The following is a 16,012-nucleotide window of genomic DNA, read 5'->3' on the forward strand; positions in this document are numbered from 1 at the left end:
CACCTCGACGTCGGCTATGACTCGACGAAGTCACTCACCCTGCTCGGCGGGCTGCACGGCCGGATCGCGAGAGGACGCTGTGGCCGTGGCTGTGGCGTCGACCGCGGGGGAAGCCCGCAGCGCGGCCCAGGCGGTGTCTTCAGCAGCATGAGCTCGCGTGTGGGCGAGCGTCTCGTGATGGCGTGTGGCAGGCATGGTGGCGTGCTCCGTGACCAGAGCCCGCGCCTGTTCCGGCAGCGGCGGCGGGTCGATCCTGCCGTCGCCGGCTCCCGGAACCAGTGTCTCGGCCACGGCGGTGGCCGTCGGCCGCTGGTCCGGATCGGGCTGAAGGCATGACCGGACCACCTGCATGAGGTCCTTCGGCAGCCCGGCGAGATCGGGTGTGCCGGCCCGGATGTTCGCGACCACGGACGGCGTGTCCCGGCCCCAGGGGCTGCGCCCCAGGGCGAGGCGGGCAAGGACGGTGCCCAGGGAGAAGACATCGCTCGCGGGTGTGAAGGTGGGCTGCTCACGCAGTTGCTCGGGGGAGGCGTAGGCGTAGGTGCCGGCGAAGCCACGCCTGGGTCCGGTGAGCCGTTCGATCTGGGCGATACCGAAGTCGATCACGCGTGGGCCGTCCTCGGTCAGCAGTACGTTGGCCGGCTTGAGATCAAGGTGCACGATGCCCTCGATATGAATGGCGCCCAGGGCGAGGGCGATGCCCGCTCCCAGCGTGCGCACCAGGTCGGCCTCCAGCCGGCCGCAGTGCTCGACGAGTTCCTGCAGCGAAGGGGCGGCCACGTACGGCACCGCCATCCACGGGGTCGCACCGCCGGTGTCCGCTGCGATCACCGGCACGGTGTACCGTCCGTCGACCCGCTGGGCCGCCCGCACCTCGTCGGCGAAGCCCCGCTTGATCGGGGGAGCCGCCGCGAGGTGCGCGTGCAGCGTCTTGACCGCGACCATCAGCCCGTCAGCGTCCTGGCACAGGTAGACCCTCCCGAAGCCGCCCTCGCCGACACACTCCAGCACCTCGTACGTGCCGAAAGCCCGCGGCCGGTCCGTACCGGCCGCGGGCCGCGCCCGCTCCATCTCGCGCCAGCCACCCAGGGCCACGGCCTGGGGGTGCACCGCGATCCTGCCCACACCCGCGGTTCCCGCAGACGTCGTCGGCCGCGCATCCAGGTCACTCGTCGTGAGCCGCTGGTCCTGGTCGTCCTTCACCACGACAAACCGCGCCTTCTCCGGCCCGCCCTCCCCGAAGACGAACACCTCGACCTCTACGTGCTCGTCACTCAAGCGGGACACGTAGACACCCGGCAGTCCCAACTCCGCGCATACAGAGGCCTCTTCGGGCGCTGGCCGCCGGTCGGCACGGGCGAAGCACAGGGCCGTCGCCTCATACCCCTGGCCTGCCAGATCCCGCAGCACATCGCCCCACTGCCCCGCTGTCCACGCGTGTCCTGCCGGGTCGTCCGCGCCGTCGTCGACGACCGTAAGGCGGGTCGTGTCGGTTGCGCCGGCCTCGCGTGCCAGCACCGCACATGCCGCATCCGGCGCCGCCTGTACCGCCTCCCCCAGCAGCGTCGCGGTCCGTTCCGCGATGCGCAGTACCGTGCGGCCGGCTGCACGGGCGAGTTCGTCGCGCTGCCCGCGGACGGTGTCATACATCGAGGAGCCCGGCAGCTGCCCCTGGAGCTCCATGCACGCGAGCACCCGGTCGAAACAGCCGACAGCCGTCGCGTAGTCCTCCGCCCGCACCGCCGCTTTGGCCTGCGCGACGTGCGCGGAGAGGGTCTCGGAGCCGGCCGGACCGTCGAGCTCCTCGAACCGTGCGGCTGTCTCCCCGTACATCCGGACGGCGCGCGGGAAGTCTCCGGCGGCCTCGACCGCGGCAGCCGTCGCGAAAAAGTCCCGCAGCCCCTCGCGGCCGCCCTCATTGCCGAACGGCAGTACGCCGGCGACCTCGGCGTAGCGCTGACGTGCGATGCCGACCAGCCGGTGGCCCGGGCCGAGCTCCCGTTGCGCGGTCTGCAGCATCTGGGAGAACACACGCAGCGCCGCCGCGTTGTCCCCGCTCTTCTGCTGCCAGTACCCCACCTCGCACAGCAGGGTGAGGGCGGTCTCTCTACGGTTCTCCCGCTCGGCAAACCGGCGCATGGCCTCGTAGCGGCGCACCGCCTCCTGCGGCCGGCCCGACCGCCCGTGCCAGTGAGCGAGTTGGTGCCGGGCCAGTTCGGTGTCCGGATGGCACGGCCCCTGCAGCCGCTCCCGGTCGGCCAACAAATCCGTGAACAGCTGGACTGCGGCTTCGCCCCGACCTGACTCACCGGTCCAGTGGGCCAGCTGGTGTCGCAACGCCAAGGTATCCGTATCTCGCCGGCCCAGAACGCGTTCCGCTTCCGCAACCAGTTCGCCGTACCGTTCCGCCGCAAGCTCCGCGTTGCCCTGACGCCCGATCAGCTCCGCAGTCTCGCTGCTCTCCCGCAGCGCCGCGATGAAGTCAGGGGACACCGGCGTTGTTTCGCGCCGTCTGCCCAACCACCTCATCAAGCCTCCCCGTTGCCGTAGCCGGATGCTCCCTGGTGGCCAGTATGCTCTACCCAAACGATTGCGCCAATCGTTTGGGTAACGCGGGCCAAGCGGACCCGGCAGCCCTGCCAGGCGGCGCCGAGCATGACCGTGCGGATCACTTTGGCCAGACCGCTGTGGCTGTCGGAAATGACCGGGCGGACGCCACTCGGGCCGCGTTCCCGCAGGTGACACAGGAACGGGGCCCAGAAGACTTCGGTCTCGCTGTCGCCGACCGTGACGCCGACGACTTCGCGGCCGCCGTCCTGGATGACGCCGGTGGCGATGACGACGGCCTGGCAGACGATCCAGGTGACGATCGCGATCCGCAGCTCCTGGCGGGTGGCCCAGGTACGGCGGTCGAGGACGTTCTTCTGCAGCAGCGCGAAGAAGCTCTCCGTCGCCGCGTTGTTGCCGGCCGCACCGACCCGGCCCATGGAGCCGATCAGGTCGTGACGTGCGAGAACGGACACGAACTTCCGTGAGCGGACTGGGCGAGTTCAACCAGTCGTTGCAACACCGGACTGTTGCGGCGAGCGTAGCTGCTCTGCGAAGACCTCGGCGGGCGGCCGAGCGGCGTACAGGTGGGGCGACGGCGATTCCGGAGCTGCTGATTCACCGTCGGCGGAGGGGCCCGGGGGCTGGGTGCCTCATGCCCGACATTCCCTGCGCGCCCGACCATTGACTATGGACATCCCTATACCTACGATCTCGCTTGTCCATGGTTGTCCATACACAAAGGCGCGTGCCGATGAAGATCGCGGTTGTCGGAAGTTACGGAGCCGGCCTCACCATGCGGGTCCCCAAGGCGCCCGCAGCCGGTGAGACCGTCTCGGGCGGCCTCTTCGACTCGGGCGCCGGCGGGAAGGGCAGCAACCAGGCCGTCGGCGCCGCCCGCCTGGGCGCGGAGGTCACACTCCTCACCGCCGTCGGCGACGACGAGTTCGGCCGCTCCGCGCGCGAGCTGTGGCGGCGCGAAGGGGTGAGCGCCGAACACGTGGTCACCGCCACGGCGCCCACCATGGTCGGTTTCATCCTGGTCGAGCCGTCCGGGGAGAACCGCATCGCCATCGCACCCGGGGCCCTGGACGAGCTGGGCGCCGCCGCCGTCGACGCCTTCCGTGCCGAGATCGCCTCCGCCGACATCCTCGTCGTCTCCATGGAGATCCCCGAGGAAGCCGTCGTCGCCGCCCTCCGCGCCGGACACGAGAGCGGCACCCGCACCCTGCTGAACCCGGCTCCCGCCCGGCCGCTGCCCGATGAGTGCTGGCCCCTCGTCAACGTGCTCACACCCAACCAGACGGAGGCCCCCGTCCTCCTCGGCCTCGACGAGGGACACGGGCTCGGCGACGAGGACCTGGCCCGCGCGCTGCACGGGCGCACCGGCGGCACCGTCGTCATCACCCGGGGCGGCGAGGGCGCGCTGGTCGCCCAGGACAGCGGCGTCACCACGGTGCCCCCGCATCCGGCCCGGACGGTCGTGGACACCACGGGCGCCGGGGACTCCTTCACCGCCGCCTTCGCCGTCGCCCTGGCCGAGGGCCGGTCCGTCGACCGCGCCGTGGAGTTCGCCGCGGTCGCGGGCTCGCACACCGTGTCGATCCCGGGCGTCATCCCCGCCCTGCCCACCAGAGCCCAGCTGAACGCCCTGATTGGAAGTGCCTCGTGACCTCGACCACCACCAAGCCGCCCGCCACCGCGGCACCGTCGTCCGACGCGAGCACCCGGCAGTCCCCGCTCGCGCTGCGCAGACTGCTGCACGCCCGGGAGGCCGGCGTCTTCGCCGCGCTCGTCCTGCTCTTCCTCCTGGGCACCGTGCTCTCGCCGACCTTCGCCCAGTCCGACAACCTCCTCTCGGTGGGCCAGCAGATCGCACAGATCGGCATCATGGCCGTCGGGGCGACCTTCGTCATCCTCAACGGTGAGATCGACCTCTCGGTCGGCTCCACCTACGCGCTGTCCGCGATCTCCACCGGCATGCTCATCTCGGACGGCTGGAGCTGGCCCGCGGCCATGTTCGTCGGCCTGGCGGTCGGCGTCCTCGCCGGACTCCTCAACGGCTTGGCCGTTGTGGTCCTCGGCGTCCCGTCCTTCATCGTCACCCTCGGCACGCTCAGCGTCTTCCGCGGCATCGCCCTGCTCATCTCCGACGGCGCCCCGATCTCGCTGAGCTCCTCCCGGCCCGGCGTCGCCGAGTTCAACCTGCTCGGCCAGGGACGGCTGTTCGGCCTCGTGCCCATGCAGTTCGTCTTCTTCGCCGCAGTCGCCGCCCTCGGTGTCGTGGTGCTGGCCCGCTCCCGCTTCGGCTTCAACACCTACGCGGTCGGCGGCAACCAGGAGGCCGCCCGGCTCGTCGGCGTCAACGTCAAGCGGGTCAAGCTGACCGCCTTCGTCCTGTCCGGTTTCACCGCGGGCCTCGCCGGCGTCCTCGGCCTGTCCTTCCTCTCCTACGTGCAGGGCGTGACCGGACAGGGCCTGGAACTCACCGTCATCTCGGCCGTCATCATCGGCGGAGCCGCCCTCTTCGGCGGCTCCGGAACGATGTGGGGCACCGTCATCGGCGTCGCCTTCATCGGCCTCCTCCAGAACATCCTCAACATCAAGGGCATCTCGTCCTTCTGGCAGACCGTCGTCACCGGTCTCGTCATCGTCGCCGCCGTCGCGGCGGACACCTGGCAGCGCAAGCGCAAGACCCGCGCCTGACCCACGCCGCCCCGCACCCGTACACCCCCGCGGAAGCCAGCACACCGGCACCACCGGTGACTCGGACCGCCCCGCCACCGCCGCCCCACCGGCCCTTCCTCCCCCGCCTCCTACAGACCCACGGACCCGACGAAGGAGCCCTCATGTCCCCGCGCACTCTCCTCAGAAGCCTCACCGCCGCCACCGCCGCCGCCGCGGCCCTCTGTCTCACCGCGTGTGGCGCCGTCACCTCCGCCGACAGCGGCTCCGGCGGCTCCGGCGACGGCTCCTTCACGCTCGCCCCGTACATCCAGCAGCGGCTCGACGACGACAAGCCGATGCGTATCAAGCTCAGCTACCACGACCCGTCCCTCGCCTTCGCCACGCCGATCGGCGCCGGCATGAAGAAGGCCGGCAAGGAGCTGGGCGCCGACGTCGCCCTCATCGGCCCCACCGGCGGCGACGCCGCCAAGCAGGTCTCCGAGATCCAGACGCTCATCCAGCAGAAGGCCGTCGACGGCCTTGCCGTCTCCTCCGCCTCCAGCGACGCCCTCAAGCCCGTCATCAGCCAGGCGTACAAGGCGGGCATCCCGATCATCTCCTTCAACACCGACAACCCCGACTCCGAGCAGATGGGTTTCGTCGGGCAGGACCTCAAGGGCTCCGGCAAGGCCCAGGCCGAGCAGCTGCGCAAGGACCTCACGGGCGACGTCAACGGCAAGTCCGTCGTGGTCTTCTCCGTCGACACCGGCGCCGGCTGGTCCCACGACCGCTTCAACGGCTTCAAGGAGGGCCTGGACGGCAGCGGACTGAAGATCGTCGGCCCGGTCAACGTCGGCAACGAGCCCAACAGCGCCTACAACACCGTCGAGTCCACCATGTCCGGCCAGTCCGACGTCGTCGCCGTCGCCGGCCTCGACTGCTGCTCCACCACGGCCGCCGCCAAGTGGGTGGCCCAGTCCGGCAAGGCCGGCAACATCACCATGGGCGGCTTCGACCTGCTCACCCAGACCGCCGAGTACATCGAGCGCGGCGTCCTGAACTTCAGCATCAGCCAGAACCCGACCGAGCAGGGCTACCAGGCCGTCAAGGTGCTGCACGACTTCCTCACCGACGGCACCGAGATCAAGGGCGTGGACACCGGCGCCCAGTTCGTCACCCCAGGCAACCTCGCCGACGCGACCGTGGAGGACTGATGACCCGCGCACCCCACGACGCCTCCCCGGGTGGCCCGGACCGCACCGCGGCCCCGGGCACCGGCGGCCTGGCCGTCCAGATCCGCGGTCTCACCCGCAACTTCGGCCCGATCCGCGCCCTGCACGACGTCTCCTTCGACGTCCCCGCCGGTGACATCACCGCCCTCCTCGGGGAGAACGGCGCCGGCAAGTCGACCCTGCTCAAGATCCTGGCCGGCCTCCAGCCGCCCAGCGAGGGCAGCGTCACCGTCTTCGGCGAGGAGGTCACCTCCTTCGAACCGGCCTCCATGCTCAGCCGGCACGGCGTGGCCATCGTCCCCCAGGAACTGTCGCTGCTGCCCGACCGCACAGTCGCCGAGAACGTCCTCAGCGGCGTCGAACCCGGCAACCGCTGGTTCCCCTCCCAGCGCCGCATGCGGGAGCGCACCACCGAACTCCTCGCCGAACTCGACCTCCACCTGGACCCCAACGCCTCCGTGCGCACTCTGGACCTGGCCACCCAGCAGCTCATCGTGGTGGCCCGCTCCCTCGCCCGCGGGTGCCGTGTCCTGATCCTGGACGAACCCACGGCCATGCTTACCCCCGCCGAGGCCGACCGCCTGTTCGCCCTCATGGGCAAGCTCAAGACCGCCGGGACGACCATGCTCTACGTCTCCCACCGCATGCCGGAGGTCTTCCGACTCGCCGACCACATCCAGGTTCTGCGCGACGGCGGCCACGTCGCCTCCTGGCGCAGCCGGGACACAACACCCGACCAGGCCGTCGCCGCCATGGTCGGCCGCGAACTGGGCCAGTTCACCCGCCGCGCCGGGGCCACCGCCACGCCCGCCGCCGAACCGGCCCTCACCGTCCGCGGACTGAGCGGCAAACGACACACGGACGTCTCCTTCAGCCTGCGCCCCGGGGAGATCCTCGGCGTCGCCGGCCTCCCCGACTCCGGCCGCGTCGAACTGCTCCACAACCTCTTCGGCTCTGACCCGGGCACCGGCGGCACCGTGGAACTGCTCGGCGAGCCCTACCGACGGCGCAACCCCATAGCCAGCGTCGAACGCCGTCTGGCGTTCGTCCCCGGCGAGCGACGCGCCCAGGGTCTGCTGACCACGATGAGCGTCGGCGAGAACGTCGGCGCCCTCACCACCAAGGCGTACAGCCGGCTCGGCCTGATCCGCCGCCGCGCCTTCGACGCCGCCGCCACCGATCAGGCCCAGCGGCTGCGGGTCAAGACCGCCACCATGACCCAGCCCATCACCAGCCTGTCCGGCGGCAACCAGCAGAAGGCCGTCCTCGGCCGCTGGCTCGCCATCAACCCGGGCGTGCTCATCCTCGACGAGCCCACCCGCGGCGTGGACATCGGCGCCAAGGCCGAGATCTACGCCCAGCTCACCGCGCTCGCCGACAAGGGCCTGGCGATCCTCTGCTCCTCCTCCGACCTGCCCGAACTACTCACCCTGACCGACCGCATCGCGGTGATGAGCGAAGGCCGCCTGGTGGCCGTCGTCGACTCCGCCGACGCCACCGAGGAATCCGTGATGACCCTCGCCACCGGGGCGGCACCGGCCGCGGCCTGATCCCGCCCGCCCCGCACACCCGCCGCTCACCCTCACGCCCCACTCGAAAGGAACCCACCGTGAAGCGCTCCGGCATCCTCAACGCCCGACTCAGCGCGGCCCTCGCCACCCTCGGCCACACCGACCTGCTGCTCGTCGTCGACGCGGGCTTCCCCGTGCCGCGCGACGCGCACCGCATCGACCTGGCCCTCGCCGAGAACCTGCCCGACCTGCGCACCGTCCTGGGCCTGATCGCCGACGAACTGGTCGTGGAAGGCGTGGTCCGCGCCGAGGACGTCCCGAGCCACAACCCCCGCCTCGACTCCTGGCTGCACGAGCGCTTCGCCGGCGCCGAGTTCACCACCCGCCCGCACGCCGAGGTCCTCGGCGACCTCGCCCGCGAGGCAAAAGTGGTCGTGCGCACCGGAGCCTTCGAGCCCTGGGGAAACATCGGCCTCTACTGCGGCGTCGACGCGCCCCGCTGGTTCGGCGGCGAAGGCGTCGTCGTCCCGGAGCAGTACGCCTCCAAGGTCTGAGCCGCGCCGGCCCGCACGCGCGCGCCGACACCGTCGTCAACCCGTGGCGGCAGCCAAGGAAGAAGGCCGGCGGCCGATCCGCCGGGCTCCTGCCGCCCCCACCCACCCAAGGGAGATCACCCCGTGTCCGAGACCACCGTCAATACCGCCGAACTCAACCTCAGCCCGGCCGAGTTGGCGCCCTTCATCCAGCACACCAAGATCGACCCGGACGCGACGCGCAACGAGATGATCGCCCACGCCCAGGAAGCCGTCACCCACGGCTTCAACGCGGCGATGGTTCCCGCCTCCTGGCTGCCGGTCGTCGTCGCCGAACTGAAGGGAACCGGCGTCGAGGTGGCCTCCGCCCTGGACTTCCCGACCGTCGGCGTCATGACCAGCGCCGGAAAGGCCGCCGAGGCCGCCGAGATCGCCCGTCTCGGCGCCGACCAGCTCGACATCGGCGTGCAGGTCGGCTGGCTCAAGAGCGGCCGCTACGACGACTTCCGCGAGGACATCGCGGGCGTCGTTCGCGCCTGTGGCCTGCCCGTCAAGGTCATGCTGGAACTGCCTCTGCTGACCGACGCCGAGAAGGAGGCCGCAGTCGAACTCGCCATGGAGGCGGGGGCGTCCTTCTTGAAGAACGCCAGCAGCGGCCAGATCGAGACTGCGAATCCCACCAGCGTTCGTTACCTTGTTGACCGGGCACGGGAAGGGGTCCGGGTGAAGGCATCCGGCTCGATCAAGAGCTACAGCCAGGGCGTGGAGCTCCTGCGGGCGGGCGCCTCCCTCCTCGGGACCAGCGCCGGCCTGGCGATCATCACCGACTCCGGCGACGCGTCCACCGCCAGCTACTGACCGCCCGCCACCGCCGTACCCCAGCCGCCCGCCGCGGCCGGGGTACGGCTTCCGCACCGGAGCGACACCCGCCCCCCGGTGAGAGCAGAAAGAAGGAGATGCGACCACGGTGACGGCCGACAAAGGCGAGCTCCCCGGCATCAAACGGGACGTCCCCACGGCGATCCACGTCCAGATCTCGGAGCACATCCGGCTGCGGATCGCCGGTGGCGAGTGGCCGCCGCACTACCGCCTCAAGAGCGAGCCGGAGCTGGCCCAGGAGTTCGGGGTCAGCCGCGGCACACTGCGCAGGGCGCTGACCACGCTGATCAAGGAGGGCCTGCTGCGCCAGGTCCGCGGCCGGGGCACCTTCGTGACCTCGACAACGATCGAACCCGCCATCGCGCAGAAGCTGAGCACCCTGTCCGAGGACTTCGCCGACCAAGGCGTGGTGACCACGACGACGGTACGCGAGTGCGCTCTGATCGCGCCGCCCAAGCCGGTCGCCGCCCTGCTGGACGTGACCCCGGGCACCCCTGTCCTGCGCCTGGTACGAGTACGGCGCACCGAACAAGGGCCGGTCGCCCTGCTGTTCAACTTCGTGCGCACCGACCTCGCGCCCGGCATCGAGGAGGTCGACTTCACCTCCGCCAGCCTCTTCGGCGTCCTCGAGGGCACCTACGGGCTGAAGATCGCCACCGCCCGCCGCACCTTCGGCGCCGAGGCCGCCAGTACCGACGTCGCCGTCTCCCTCGACCTCACGGAGGGCGACCCGGTCCAGTACCTCCAGCAAGTCACCTATCTCGCCGACGACCGGCCCGTCGAATACTCCGACGTCTGGATCCACAGCGGCCGGCTCCGGGTCACCTCCCTCCTGTTGCGCCGCTGACCACGGTAGGGAGCCGTCCGATCGCCCGGACACACGAGGCCCCGGGCGGTGGGGGGCCACCGACCGCCCGGGCACACCGGCCCCCGAACCGCCGGAGGGGACGTCCGTCCGGCCCAAGGGCGGGCGGCCTGCCCAAGCCCTCTCCACGCGGCCGCGCGGGGGCGGCCCGGGGGCCCTGTCGGAGGGATCAGTCCAGCAGTGCGGTCGCGTCGACTTCGACGAGGAGGTCCGGCATGAAGAGGTACTCGACCCCGATGAGGGAGGCCGGCGGCATGGGATGCCGGAGGCCGGTCTCGTCGGCGACGGCCTCGACGCCGGCCATCAAGTCGCCGATCCTCTCCGGGCTCCACCGGCTCACGTAGAAGGTCAGGGTGGTGCATCTCCCCCATGCTGACCTCGACCACTGAGGTTTTCAGGGTGGGGTCGGTGGGTTGATGGCCAGTCTTGCTCAGGTATGCACCGCCGAGGAACAAGATGGTACCGATCGAGTCCGGTTCGGGGTCACGGGCTTTGACGGACCCGACCCGTACGCCCTCGCCGGCCGGCCACCGCACTGGCTCTGCGTCGCTACAGCCACGGCGGAAGCCGGCCACACGATCCCGCGCCGCGCGGCCGGCCCCGACGGGCGCTCGCCCCCACTGCTCACGGCCTACGCGTGGCTCCGATGCCCCCAGCTGTACACGGGGTCGGTTCCGTCACGTCGCGAGGCGACCCAGTCGGGAGCCAGGCCGTCGGCCATGCGGACGACGCGCGACTCGTCGAACACGACGACCCGGTCGGCGATGCCCCAGGAACCGTCGCGACGCTCGAACCGGTCGACGTATCGGCAGCGGATGATCGCCAGATCCTGCCCCCCGCCGGGTTCGGCGGGGGCCTGCCGCAGGAAACACAGGCAGTACGACTCGACGTCGGCACTGTGCTCGCCCGTGAATTCCACCAGCACGTTGGAGACGAAGTGCTGGGAGGAGTCGATGGTGCGGTGCCGGGCGCGGATGTCCTCGACGAGCCCGGCGGCGTCCCCCGTGTACCCGCCGTGGACGTCGACCGCGTCGTCGAAGTAGCAGGCCGCTACGGCGTCGTAATCCAGTCGGTCCACCGCCCGGGCGTAGCGGAACAGGACGTCCTGGATCTCGAAACGGTCGTCGGCGCGGCTCATGCGGGGGCCTTGTCGGTCGGGGATGAGGACGCGACCGCGAGGGCGGCCGCCTCACGGCCGGCGACCCGGCCGAGTACCAGCGCGTGGGCTACGGAGTTGCCGCCGCCCACATAGCGTTCGCCGAGGATTCCGCCGGCTGCCTCGCCTGCCGCGTACAGGCCTGGCATAGCCCGGCCGTCGGTGCCCAGCACCCGGGTCCGGGCGTCCACCTCGAGGCCGGTGTGGGTGCAGACCAGTTCGGCGGGGAGCATCCGCACCGCGAAGAACGGTCCGTTCGCTATCGGGGCGAGGTGTGGGTCGGCGCCCTTGGCGGCGAGGGATTCGTGGCGCAGGTAGTCCTCGTCCGTGCCGTCGGCGAACAGGGCGTTGAAGCGGGTGACGCTCGCGGTCAGGTGATCCGGGGGCACCTCCATCAGGTCCGCGAGTCGCTCGAGGGTGTCGGCGCGCAGGACGACGCCCTTGGCGACCTCTTCCAGGATCCGGTCGGCGTCCCAGTCGGCGTAGCCGGAGGGCAGGGACAGGCGGGCGTCGTCGTCGAACACGGACCAGACCCAGCCGCCGTGGTCCTTGAGGATGCCCGGGCTGACGGCGTACGGGGCGTCCTCGTCCATGCAGCGTCGGCCGTCCAGGCCGACGTGGATGCGGGAGGCGGGCGGGAATCCGCTCTGCCAGTGGTGGTACCGCTGGAATTCGGCGGTCACCAGGAGCAGGCCCCAGCCCTGGCCGAACAGTGCGAGGCCGTGTCGCTCGGCGATGCCGACGTGGTCGCCCCGTGAGCCGGGCGCGGCCACCACGAACAGCGCGTCCCCGGCGGTCTCGGCGTCGGGAAGGAACCGGCGGACCAGGTCGGGGTCGGCCGCGAGGCCGCCGCTGGCGATGACGACGGCCGGGGCGGTCGCCTCCTCACCGTCCAGGAGGACGCCGCGGACGGCGCCGTCCCGTACCACCAGGTCCTCCACCCGGCTGCCGAGGGCCAGGTCCACATGGAGTCGTGCGCGGGCCTTGTCGAGCACCTGCACCAGTCCGTAGCCCTGGTCCTTGGGGACGTGGCCTCGCCAGACGTCCTCCACGCCGGCTCGGGTGAGTCCCGGCTGGTGGGCGCTGCGCGAGACCTGGGCGGGTATCTCGACTCCGAGTTCGAGCAACCACTCGACGGTGCTGCTGGACTCCTCGCAGAACATCCTGACGGGGCCGGGCCGGACCCGCCAGCCGTTCAGGTCCATGTAGTGCTGGAACATGCGGAGCGGCGAGTCGTCGATGCCGAGGCTGTCCTGGACGCTGGTGGCCGAGGCGGTCAGCAGCCCGGCGGAGAGCTGGGTGGATCCGCCGATCTCGTCCTCGGCCTCCAGCAGCAGTACGCGTGCGCCCGCCTGGGCGGCCGAGACGGAGGCCGCCAGGCCGGCGCCGCCTGCGCCGACCACGATGACGTCGTAGTCGTATGCGGTGTCGTGGGGTTCAGACATGCTGGGAACCGCCGTCCACCGGGATGCTGATGCCGGTGATGTACCGGGCGCTGTCCGAGAGGAGGAAGTACAGGGCGGCGAAGACCTCCATGGGCGCGCCGATCCGGCGCAGCGGGACCGTGGTGAGGGCGCGGTCCATCGCTGCCTGGTCCTCGCGGATCCAGCGGGTCATCTCGGTGTCGATGTAGCCCGGGGCGATGGAGTTGACGCGGATGTTGTCGGGGCCGAGCTCGACGGCCATGCAGGTCGTGAGGTGCCGCACGGCGGCCTTCGAGGAGTTGTACGTGGCACGGGTCGGCCGTGCGCGGACGGCGGCGACCGAGGACATGTTGACGATCGCGCCGCCCCCGACGGTGCGGAAGTGGCGGGCAGCGGCCTGTCCGCCGTACACGACGCCGTTGACGTTGACGCCGTAGGTGAGTGCGAGCTGCTGGGGTGTGATGTCGGTGAACCCGGCCTGGGGGAAGACGCCGGCGTTGTTGACCCACAGGTCGAGGCGGCCGAACTCGCGCAGGGCGGTGTCGACCAGTTCGTCGCCGGCGGCCGGGTCGGTGACGTCGGCGCCGACGCCGACCACGCGGCCCGCGCCGCTGGTGCCGGCGAGGCGGGCATTGATCTTCTCGGCGACGGAGGACATCTCCTCCTGGTCGAGGTCTCCGCCGACGCCGTTGACGCCTCGGCGTGCCAGTTCCTCGAGGAAGAGTGCGCCCATGCCGCGGCCGGCGCCGGTCACGACGACGGTGCGGCCGACCAGTTCGGGGTTGATCGCGGGCAGGGCGTCGTGGTTGACGCGGCCGGGGTTGCTGTCGGGTGCGTTGGTGGTGGTCATGGGAGGTCCTTCAGGTGGGGGTGGGGTGGGTCGCGGACCGGTGCCGACGCGCGCCGGTCGTCGGCGCGTCGGTCGTCGGCCGGTCCCGGTGGGCGGTTCAGGGCCTTTCGGCCAGTCCCGCGAGGATGCGGTGGTAGAGCCCTCCGGACGTCAGTCCGCCGTCGACGACGACTTCCTCGCCCGTGATGTAGGTGGCGTCGTCGGACAGCAGGAAGGTGACGACGCGCGCGATCTCCTCGGGAGTGGCGAGTCGGCCCGCCGGGACCGACCGCACGCTCTCGTCCACGAAGGCGGTGTCGGGGGCCTGGTGGAGCAGGGGCGTGGCGGTGAGTCCCGGGTGCAGTGAGTTCACGCGGATGCCGTGCGCGGCGAGTTCGAGCGCGCCGACCTTCGACAGCCCGCGGACGCCCCATTTGCTGGTGCCGTACGTGGCGGAGAAGTAGCCGACCATCCCGGCGATGGAGGAGACGTTCACGACTGCGGCGCCGCCGTCGTCGGCCCCGCGCGTGAGTGCGGGGGTGAGGGTCTTGAGTCCGTAGAAGACGCTGGAGAGGTTGATGTCCATGACGCGCTGCCACTGTTCGACGGTGGTGTCGGCGATGCCCGCGCGCAGGCTGACGCCGGCGTTGTTGACGAGGCCGTGGAGCGGCCCGGCGGCCTCCACCTCGTCGGCCAGCGCACTCCAGGACGCGGCGTCGGCGACGTCCAGGTGGGTGGCCTGCCCCGATCCGCCGACCGCCGCGAGTTCGGGGACGAGCGCCTCGGCTGCGGCGACGTCGATGTCGGTGGCCCAGACGTGCGCGCCCTCGGAGGCCAGTGCCAGGCAGTCGGCACGGCCCAGGCCCCCGGCAGCGCCGGTGACCAGGACGGTACAGCCTTCGAACCTACGTCGGCCGGTCCGTGTGCGGTTCACAGTTGTAGCTCCGTTCCGCGGGTCTCCTTGAGGAAGAAGGTGGCGATGAAGGTCATGAGGGCGGTGGCGATCAGGTATCCCGCCGGCGCCAGGTTGTTGTCGGTGGTGCTGATCAGGAGCGTGGCGATGAAGGGCGCTGTGCCTCCCAGCGCCATGTTGGTGACGTTGTTGCTCATCGCGATGCCGCTGTAGCGGTAGCGCGCGCGGAAGATCTCGGCGTAGGTGGCGAACGAGACGCCGTTGACCAGGCCGATGAAGAAGGTCAACGAGCACTGGGCGAGGACGGCGGCCACCGGGCTGCCGTCACGCATCACCATGAAGGCCGGGAGGGAGATGAGGGCGGTGATGCCGCTGCCGAAGAAGAACACGGGCCGGCGGCCGATGCGGTCGCCGACGTACCCGGCGATGGGCAGGCTGATCACCGCGGCGACCATGGCGATGCACGTGGAGGTGAACGCGAAGTCGGCCGAGCGTCCCCCCTCGGTCTGGAGGTAGCTGGCTGCGTACACTCCGGCCACGTAGTAGCCGCCGACGATCAGCGCTCCGAGGAAGATGACCAGCACGATCTGGCGCCAGGCGTGGGTGAACACGTCGGCGATGGGGTACTTCGCCACCTCGACCGAGTCGCTCTCCTGTACGGCCTCGAACTGCTCGGTCTCGGGCAGTTGCCTGCGGATGTAGAGGCCGATCAGGCCGATCACCGCGCTGAGGAGGAAGGGGATGCGCCAGGCCCAGTCGTGCAGGGTGTCCTCGCTGACAGCCGAGGTCAGCACCAGTGCGACCAGGGAGGCGGCCAGCGAGCCGAGGTAGGTGCCGGTGTTCACGAACGAGGTCTGGAACGCGCGTCGGTGGGCCGGGGCGTGTTCGGACACGAAGGCGTTCGCGCCGCCGAGTTCGCCGCCGGCCGCGAAGCCCTGGAGGCAGCGGCACAGCACCAGGAGGCAGGTTGCCCAGATGCCGAGCGTGGCGTACGAGGGGATCAGCCCGATGCCGGTGGTGGCGACGGCCATCAGCAGGATGGTCCAGGTGAGGGCCTTCTTGCGGCCGTACTTGTCGCCCATGTGACCGAAGAGGATGCCTCCGGGTGCCCGGAGGAAGAAGGCGACCGCGAACGCGGCGAAGGTGGAGAGCAGTGCCGAGTTCGGGTCGCTCTCGACGAAGAAGTGCGCGGCGAGGAGGGTGGCCATGTAGCCGTAGATGCCGAAGTCGTAGTACTCGACGACGGTCCCGAGGATGGCCGCTCGGATGACTTTCAGGGTGGAGGCCGGGTTCGCGGCGGCCTCGGACAACGCCTCTCCTGGTCGGTTCGTCTGCGTCGGCTCGGGTGCCAGGTCTGCCATGGATGGGTCCTTAGAACGCGCGAAAGCTTGGGTGGAGCACTGAAGGGCATGGGCGACTTCCGGGGCGGGGTCGCTGTCACATGTCCGAGGCAGTG

The 16,012-nt window shown here is 70.8% G+C and carries 13 protein-coding genes and 3 pseudogenes; 7 read left to right on the forward strand and 9 right to left on the reverse strand.

Annotated features, from left to right (window positions below; genetic code table 11):
• Positions 1-30 precede the first annotated feature (30 nt).
• The 3 genes and pseudogenes from BA175_RS23760 to BA175_RS31280 all read right to left on the reverse strand — a co-directional run.
• Positions 31-2,493, reverse strand: coding sequence for a protein kinase domain-containing protein (locus BA175_RS23760; protein WP_175420905.1), 2,463 nt, complete (start codon positions 2,491-2,493; stop codon positions 31-33).
• 119 nt (positions 2,494-2,612) lie between these two features.
• Positions 2,613-2,858, reverse strand: a pseudogene (locus tag BA175_RS30035) (transposase); the annotation flags it as partial.
• Positions 2,856-3,038 (reverse strand): annotated as a pseudogene (locus BA175_RS31280) (IS3-like element ISAar45 family transposase); the annotation flags it as partial. The pseudogenes BA175_RS30035 and BA175_RS31280, both read right to left, overlap by 3 nt.
• A 263-nt stretch (positions 3,039-3,301) precedes the next feature.
• Between BA175_RS31280 and BA175_RS23770 the strand changes: the two are divergent.
• The 7 genes from BA175_RS23770 (at position 3,302) to BA175_RS23800 (ending at position 10,216) form a co-directional block, all read left to right on the forward strand.
• Positions 3,302-4,219: a ribokinase gene (locus BA175_RS23770; protein WP_069173517.1), complete on the forward strand. Its 918-nt coding sequence runs from the start codon at positions 3,302-3,304 to the stop codon at positions 4,217-4,219.
• Positions 4,216-5,253 carry an ABC transporter permease gene (locus BA175_RS23775; RefSeq protein WP_079159756.1) on the forward strand — a complete coding sequence of 346 codons (1,038 nt, stop codon included), beginning with the start codon at positions 4,216-4,218 and terminating at the stop codon, positions 5,251-5,253. The genes BA175_RS23770 and BA175_RS23775 overlap by 4 nt, the downstream gene beginning before the upstream one ends.
• Positions 5,254-5,396: 143 nt before the next feature.
• On the forward strand, positions 5,397-6,428 hold the full coding sequence (locus tag BA175_RS23780) for a sugar ABC transporter substrate-binding protein (RefSeq protein ID WP_069173518.1): 1,032 nt from the start codon (positions 5,397-5,399) through the stop codon (positions 6,426-6,428).
• Positions 6,428-7,996 (forward strand): sugar ABC transporter ATP-binding protein, encoded by a 1,569-nt coding sequence (locus BA175_RS23785; protein WP_069173519.1) that lies wholly within the window; start codon positions 6,428-6,430, stop codon positions 7,994-7,996. The genes BA175_RS23780 and BA175_RS23785 overlap by 1 nt, the downstream gene beginning before the upstream one ends.
• A 59-nt stretch (positions 7,997-8,055) precedes the next feature.
• Positions 8,056-8,511 carry a D-ribose pyranase gene (gene rbsD, locus BA175_RS23790; protein WP_069173520.1) on the forward strand — a complete coding sequence of 152 codons (456 nt, stop codon included), beginning with the start codon at positions 8,056-8,058 and terminating at the stop codon, positions 8,509-8,511.
• A gap of 123 nt (positions 8,512-8,634) precedes the next feature.
• Positions 8,635-9,348, forward strand: coding sequence for a deoxyribose-phosphate aldolase (gene deoC, locus BA175_RS23795; RefSeq protein WP_069173521.1), 714 nt, complete (start codon positions 8,635-8,637; stop codon positions 9,346-9,348).
• A gap of 109 nt (positions 9,349-9,457) precedes the next feature.
• On the forward strand, positions 9,458-10,216 hold the full coding sequence (locus BA175_RS23800; RefSeq protein WP_069173522.1) for a GntR family transcriptional regulator: 759 nt from the start codon (positions 9,458-9,460) through the stop codon (positions 10,214-10,216).
• A gap of 187 nt (positions 10,217-10,403) precedes the next feature.
• Here the strand turns inward: BA175_RS23800 and BA175_RS23805 are convergent.
• From BA175_RS23805 to BA175_RS23830, 6 genes and pseudogenes are all read right to left on the reverse strand, one after another.
• Positions 10,404-10,586: pseudogene (locus BA175_RS23805) on the reverse strand (RidA family protein); the annotation flags it as partial.
• 279 nt (positions 10,587-10,865) lie between these two features.
• Positions 10,866-11,372, reverse strand: a complete 507-nt coding sequence (locus tag BA175_RS23810; RefSeq protein WP_069173523.1) for a nuclear transport factor 2 family protein — start codon at positions 11,370-11,372, stop codon at positions 10,866-10,868.
• Positions 11,369-12,835, reverse strand: coding sequence for an FAD-dependent oxidoreductase (locus tag BA175_RS23815; RefSeq protein WP_069173524.1), 1,467 nt, complete (start codon positions 12,833-12,835; stop codon positions 11,369-11,371). Before BA175_RS23815 ends, BA175_RS23810 begins: the two co-directional genes overlap by 4 nt.
• Positions 12,828-13,664 carry an SDR family NAD(P)-dependent oxidoreductase gene (locus BA175_RS23820; RefSeq protein WP_069173525.1) on the reverse strand — a complete coding sequence of 279 codons (837 nt, stop codon included), beginning with the start codon at positions 13,662-13,664 and terminating at the stop codon, positions 12,828-12,830. The genes BA175_RS23815 and BA175_RS23820 overlap by 8 nt, the downstream gene beginning before the upstream one ends.
• A gap of 97 nt (positions 13,665-13,761) precedes the next feature.
• On the reverse strand, positions 13,762-14,577 hold the full coding sequence (locus BA175_RS23825) for an SDR family NAD(P)-dependent oxidoreductase (RefSeq protein ID WP_069173526.1): 816 nt from the start codon (positions 14,575-14,577) through the stop codon (positions 13,762-13,764).
• Positions 14,574-15,917, reverse strand: a complete 1,344-nt coding sequence (locus BA175_RS23830) for an MFS transporter (protein WP_069173527.1) — start codon at positions 15,915-15,917, stop codon at positions 14,574-14,576. The genes BA175_RS23825 and BA175_RS23830 overlap by 4 nt, the downstream gene beginning before the upstream one ends.
• Positions 15,918-16,012 lie beyond the last annotated feature (95 nt).

It is taken from the genome of Streptomyces griseus, assembly GCF_001715295.1.
In the GTDB taxonomy this organism is placed as follows: Bacteria; Actinomycetota; Actinomycetes; order Streptomycetales; family Streptomycetaceae; genus Streptomyces; species Streptomyces griseus_G.

Bases quoted from the DNA above. Each gene is read 5' to 3' on its own strand.
- BA175_RS23770 (WP_069173517.1), top strand. From the start codon at position 3,302: ATGAAGATCGCGGTTGTCGGAAGTTACGGAGCCGGCCTCACCATGCGG.
- BA175_RS23780 (WP_069173518.1), top strand. From the start codon at position 5,397: ATGTCCCCGCGCACTCTCCTCAGAAGCCTCACCGCCGCCACCGCCGCC.
- BA175_RS23785 (WP_069173519.1), top strand. From the start codon at position 6,428: ATGACCCGCGCACCCCACGACGCCTCCCCGGGTGGCCCGGACCGCACC.
- BA175_RS23810 (WP_069173523.1), bottom strand. From the start codon at position 11,372: ATGAGCCGCGCCGACGACCGTTTCGAGATCCAGGACGTCCTGTTCCGC.
- BA175_RS23815 (WP_069173524.1), bottom strand. From the start codon at position 12,835: ATGTCTGAACCCCACGACACCGCATACGACTACGACGTCATCGTGGTC.
- BA175_RS23820 (WP_069173525.1), bottom strand. From the start codon at position 13,664: ATGACCACCACCAACGCACCCGACAGCAACCCCGGCCGCGTCAACCAC.
- BA175_RS23830 (WP_069173527.1), bottom strand. From the start codon at position 15,917: ATGGCAGACCTGGCACCCGAGCCGACGCAGACGAACCGACCAGGAGAG.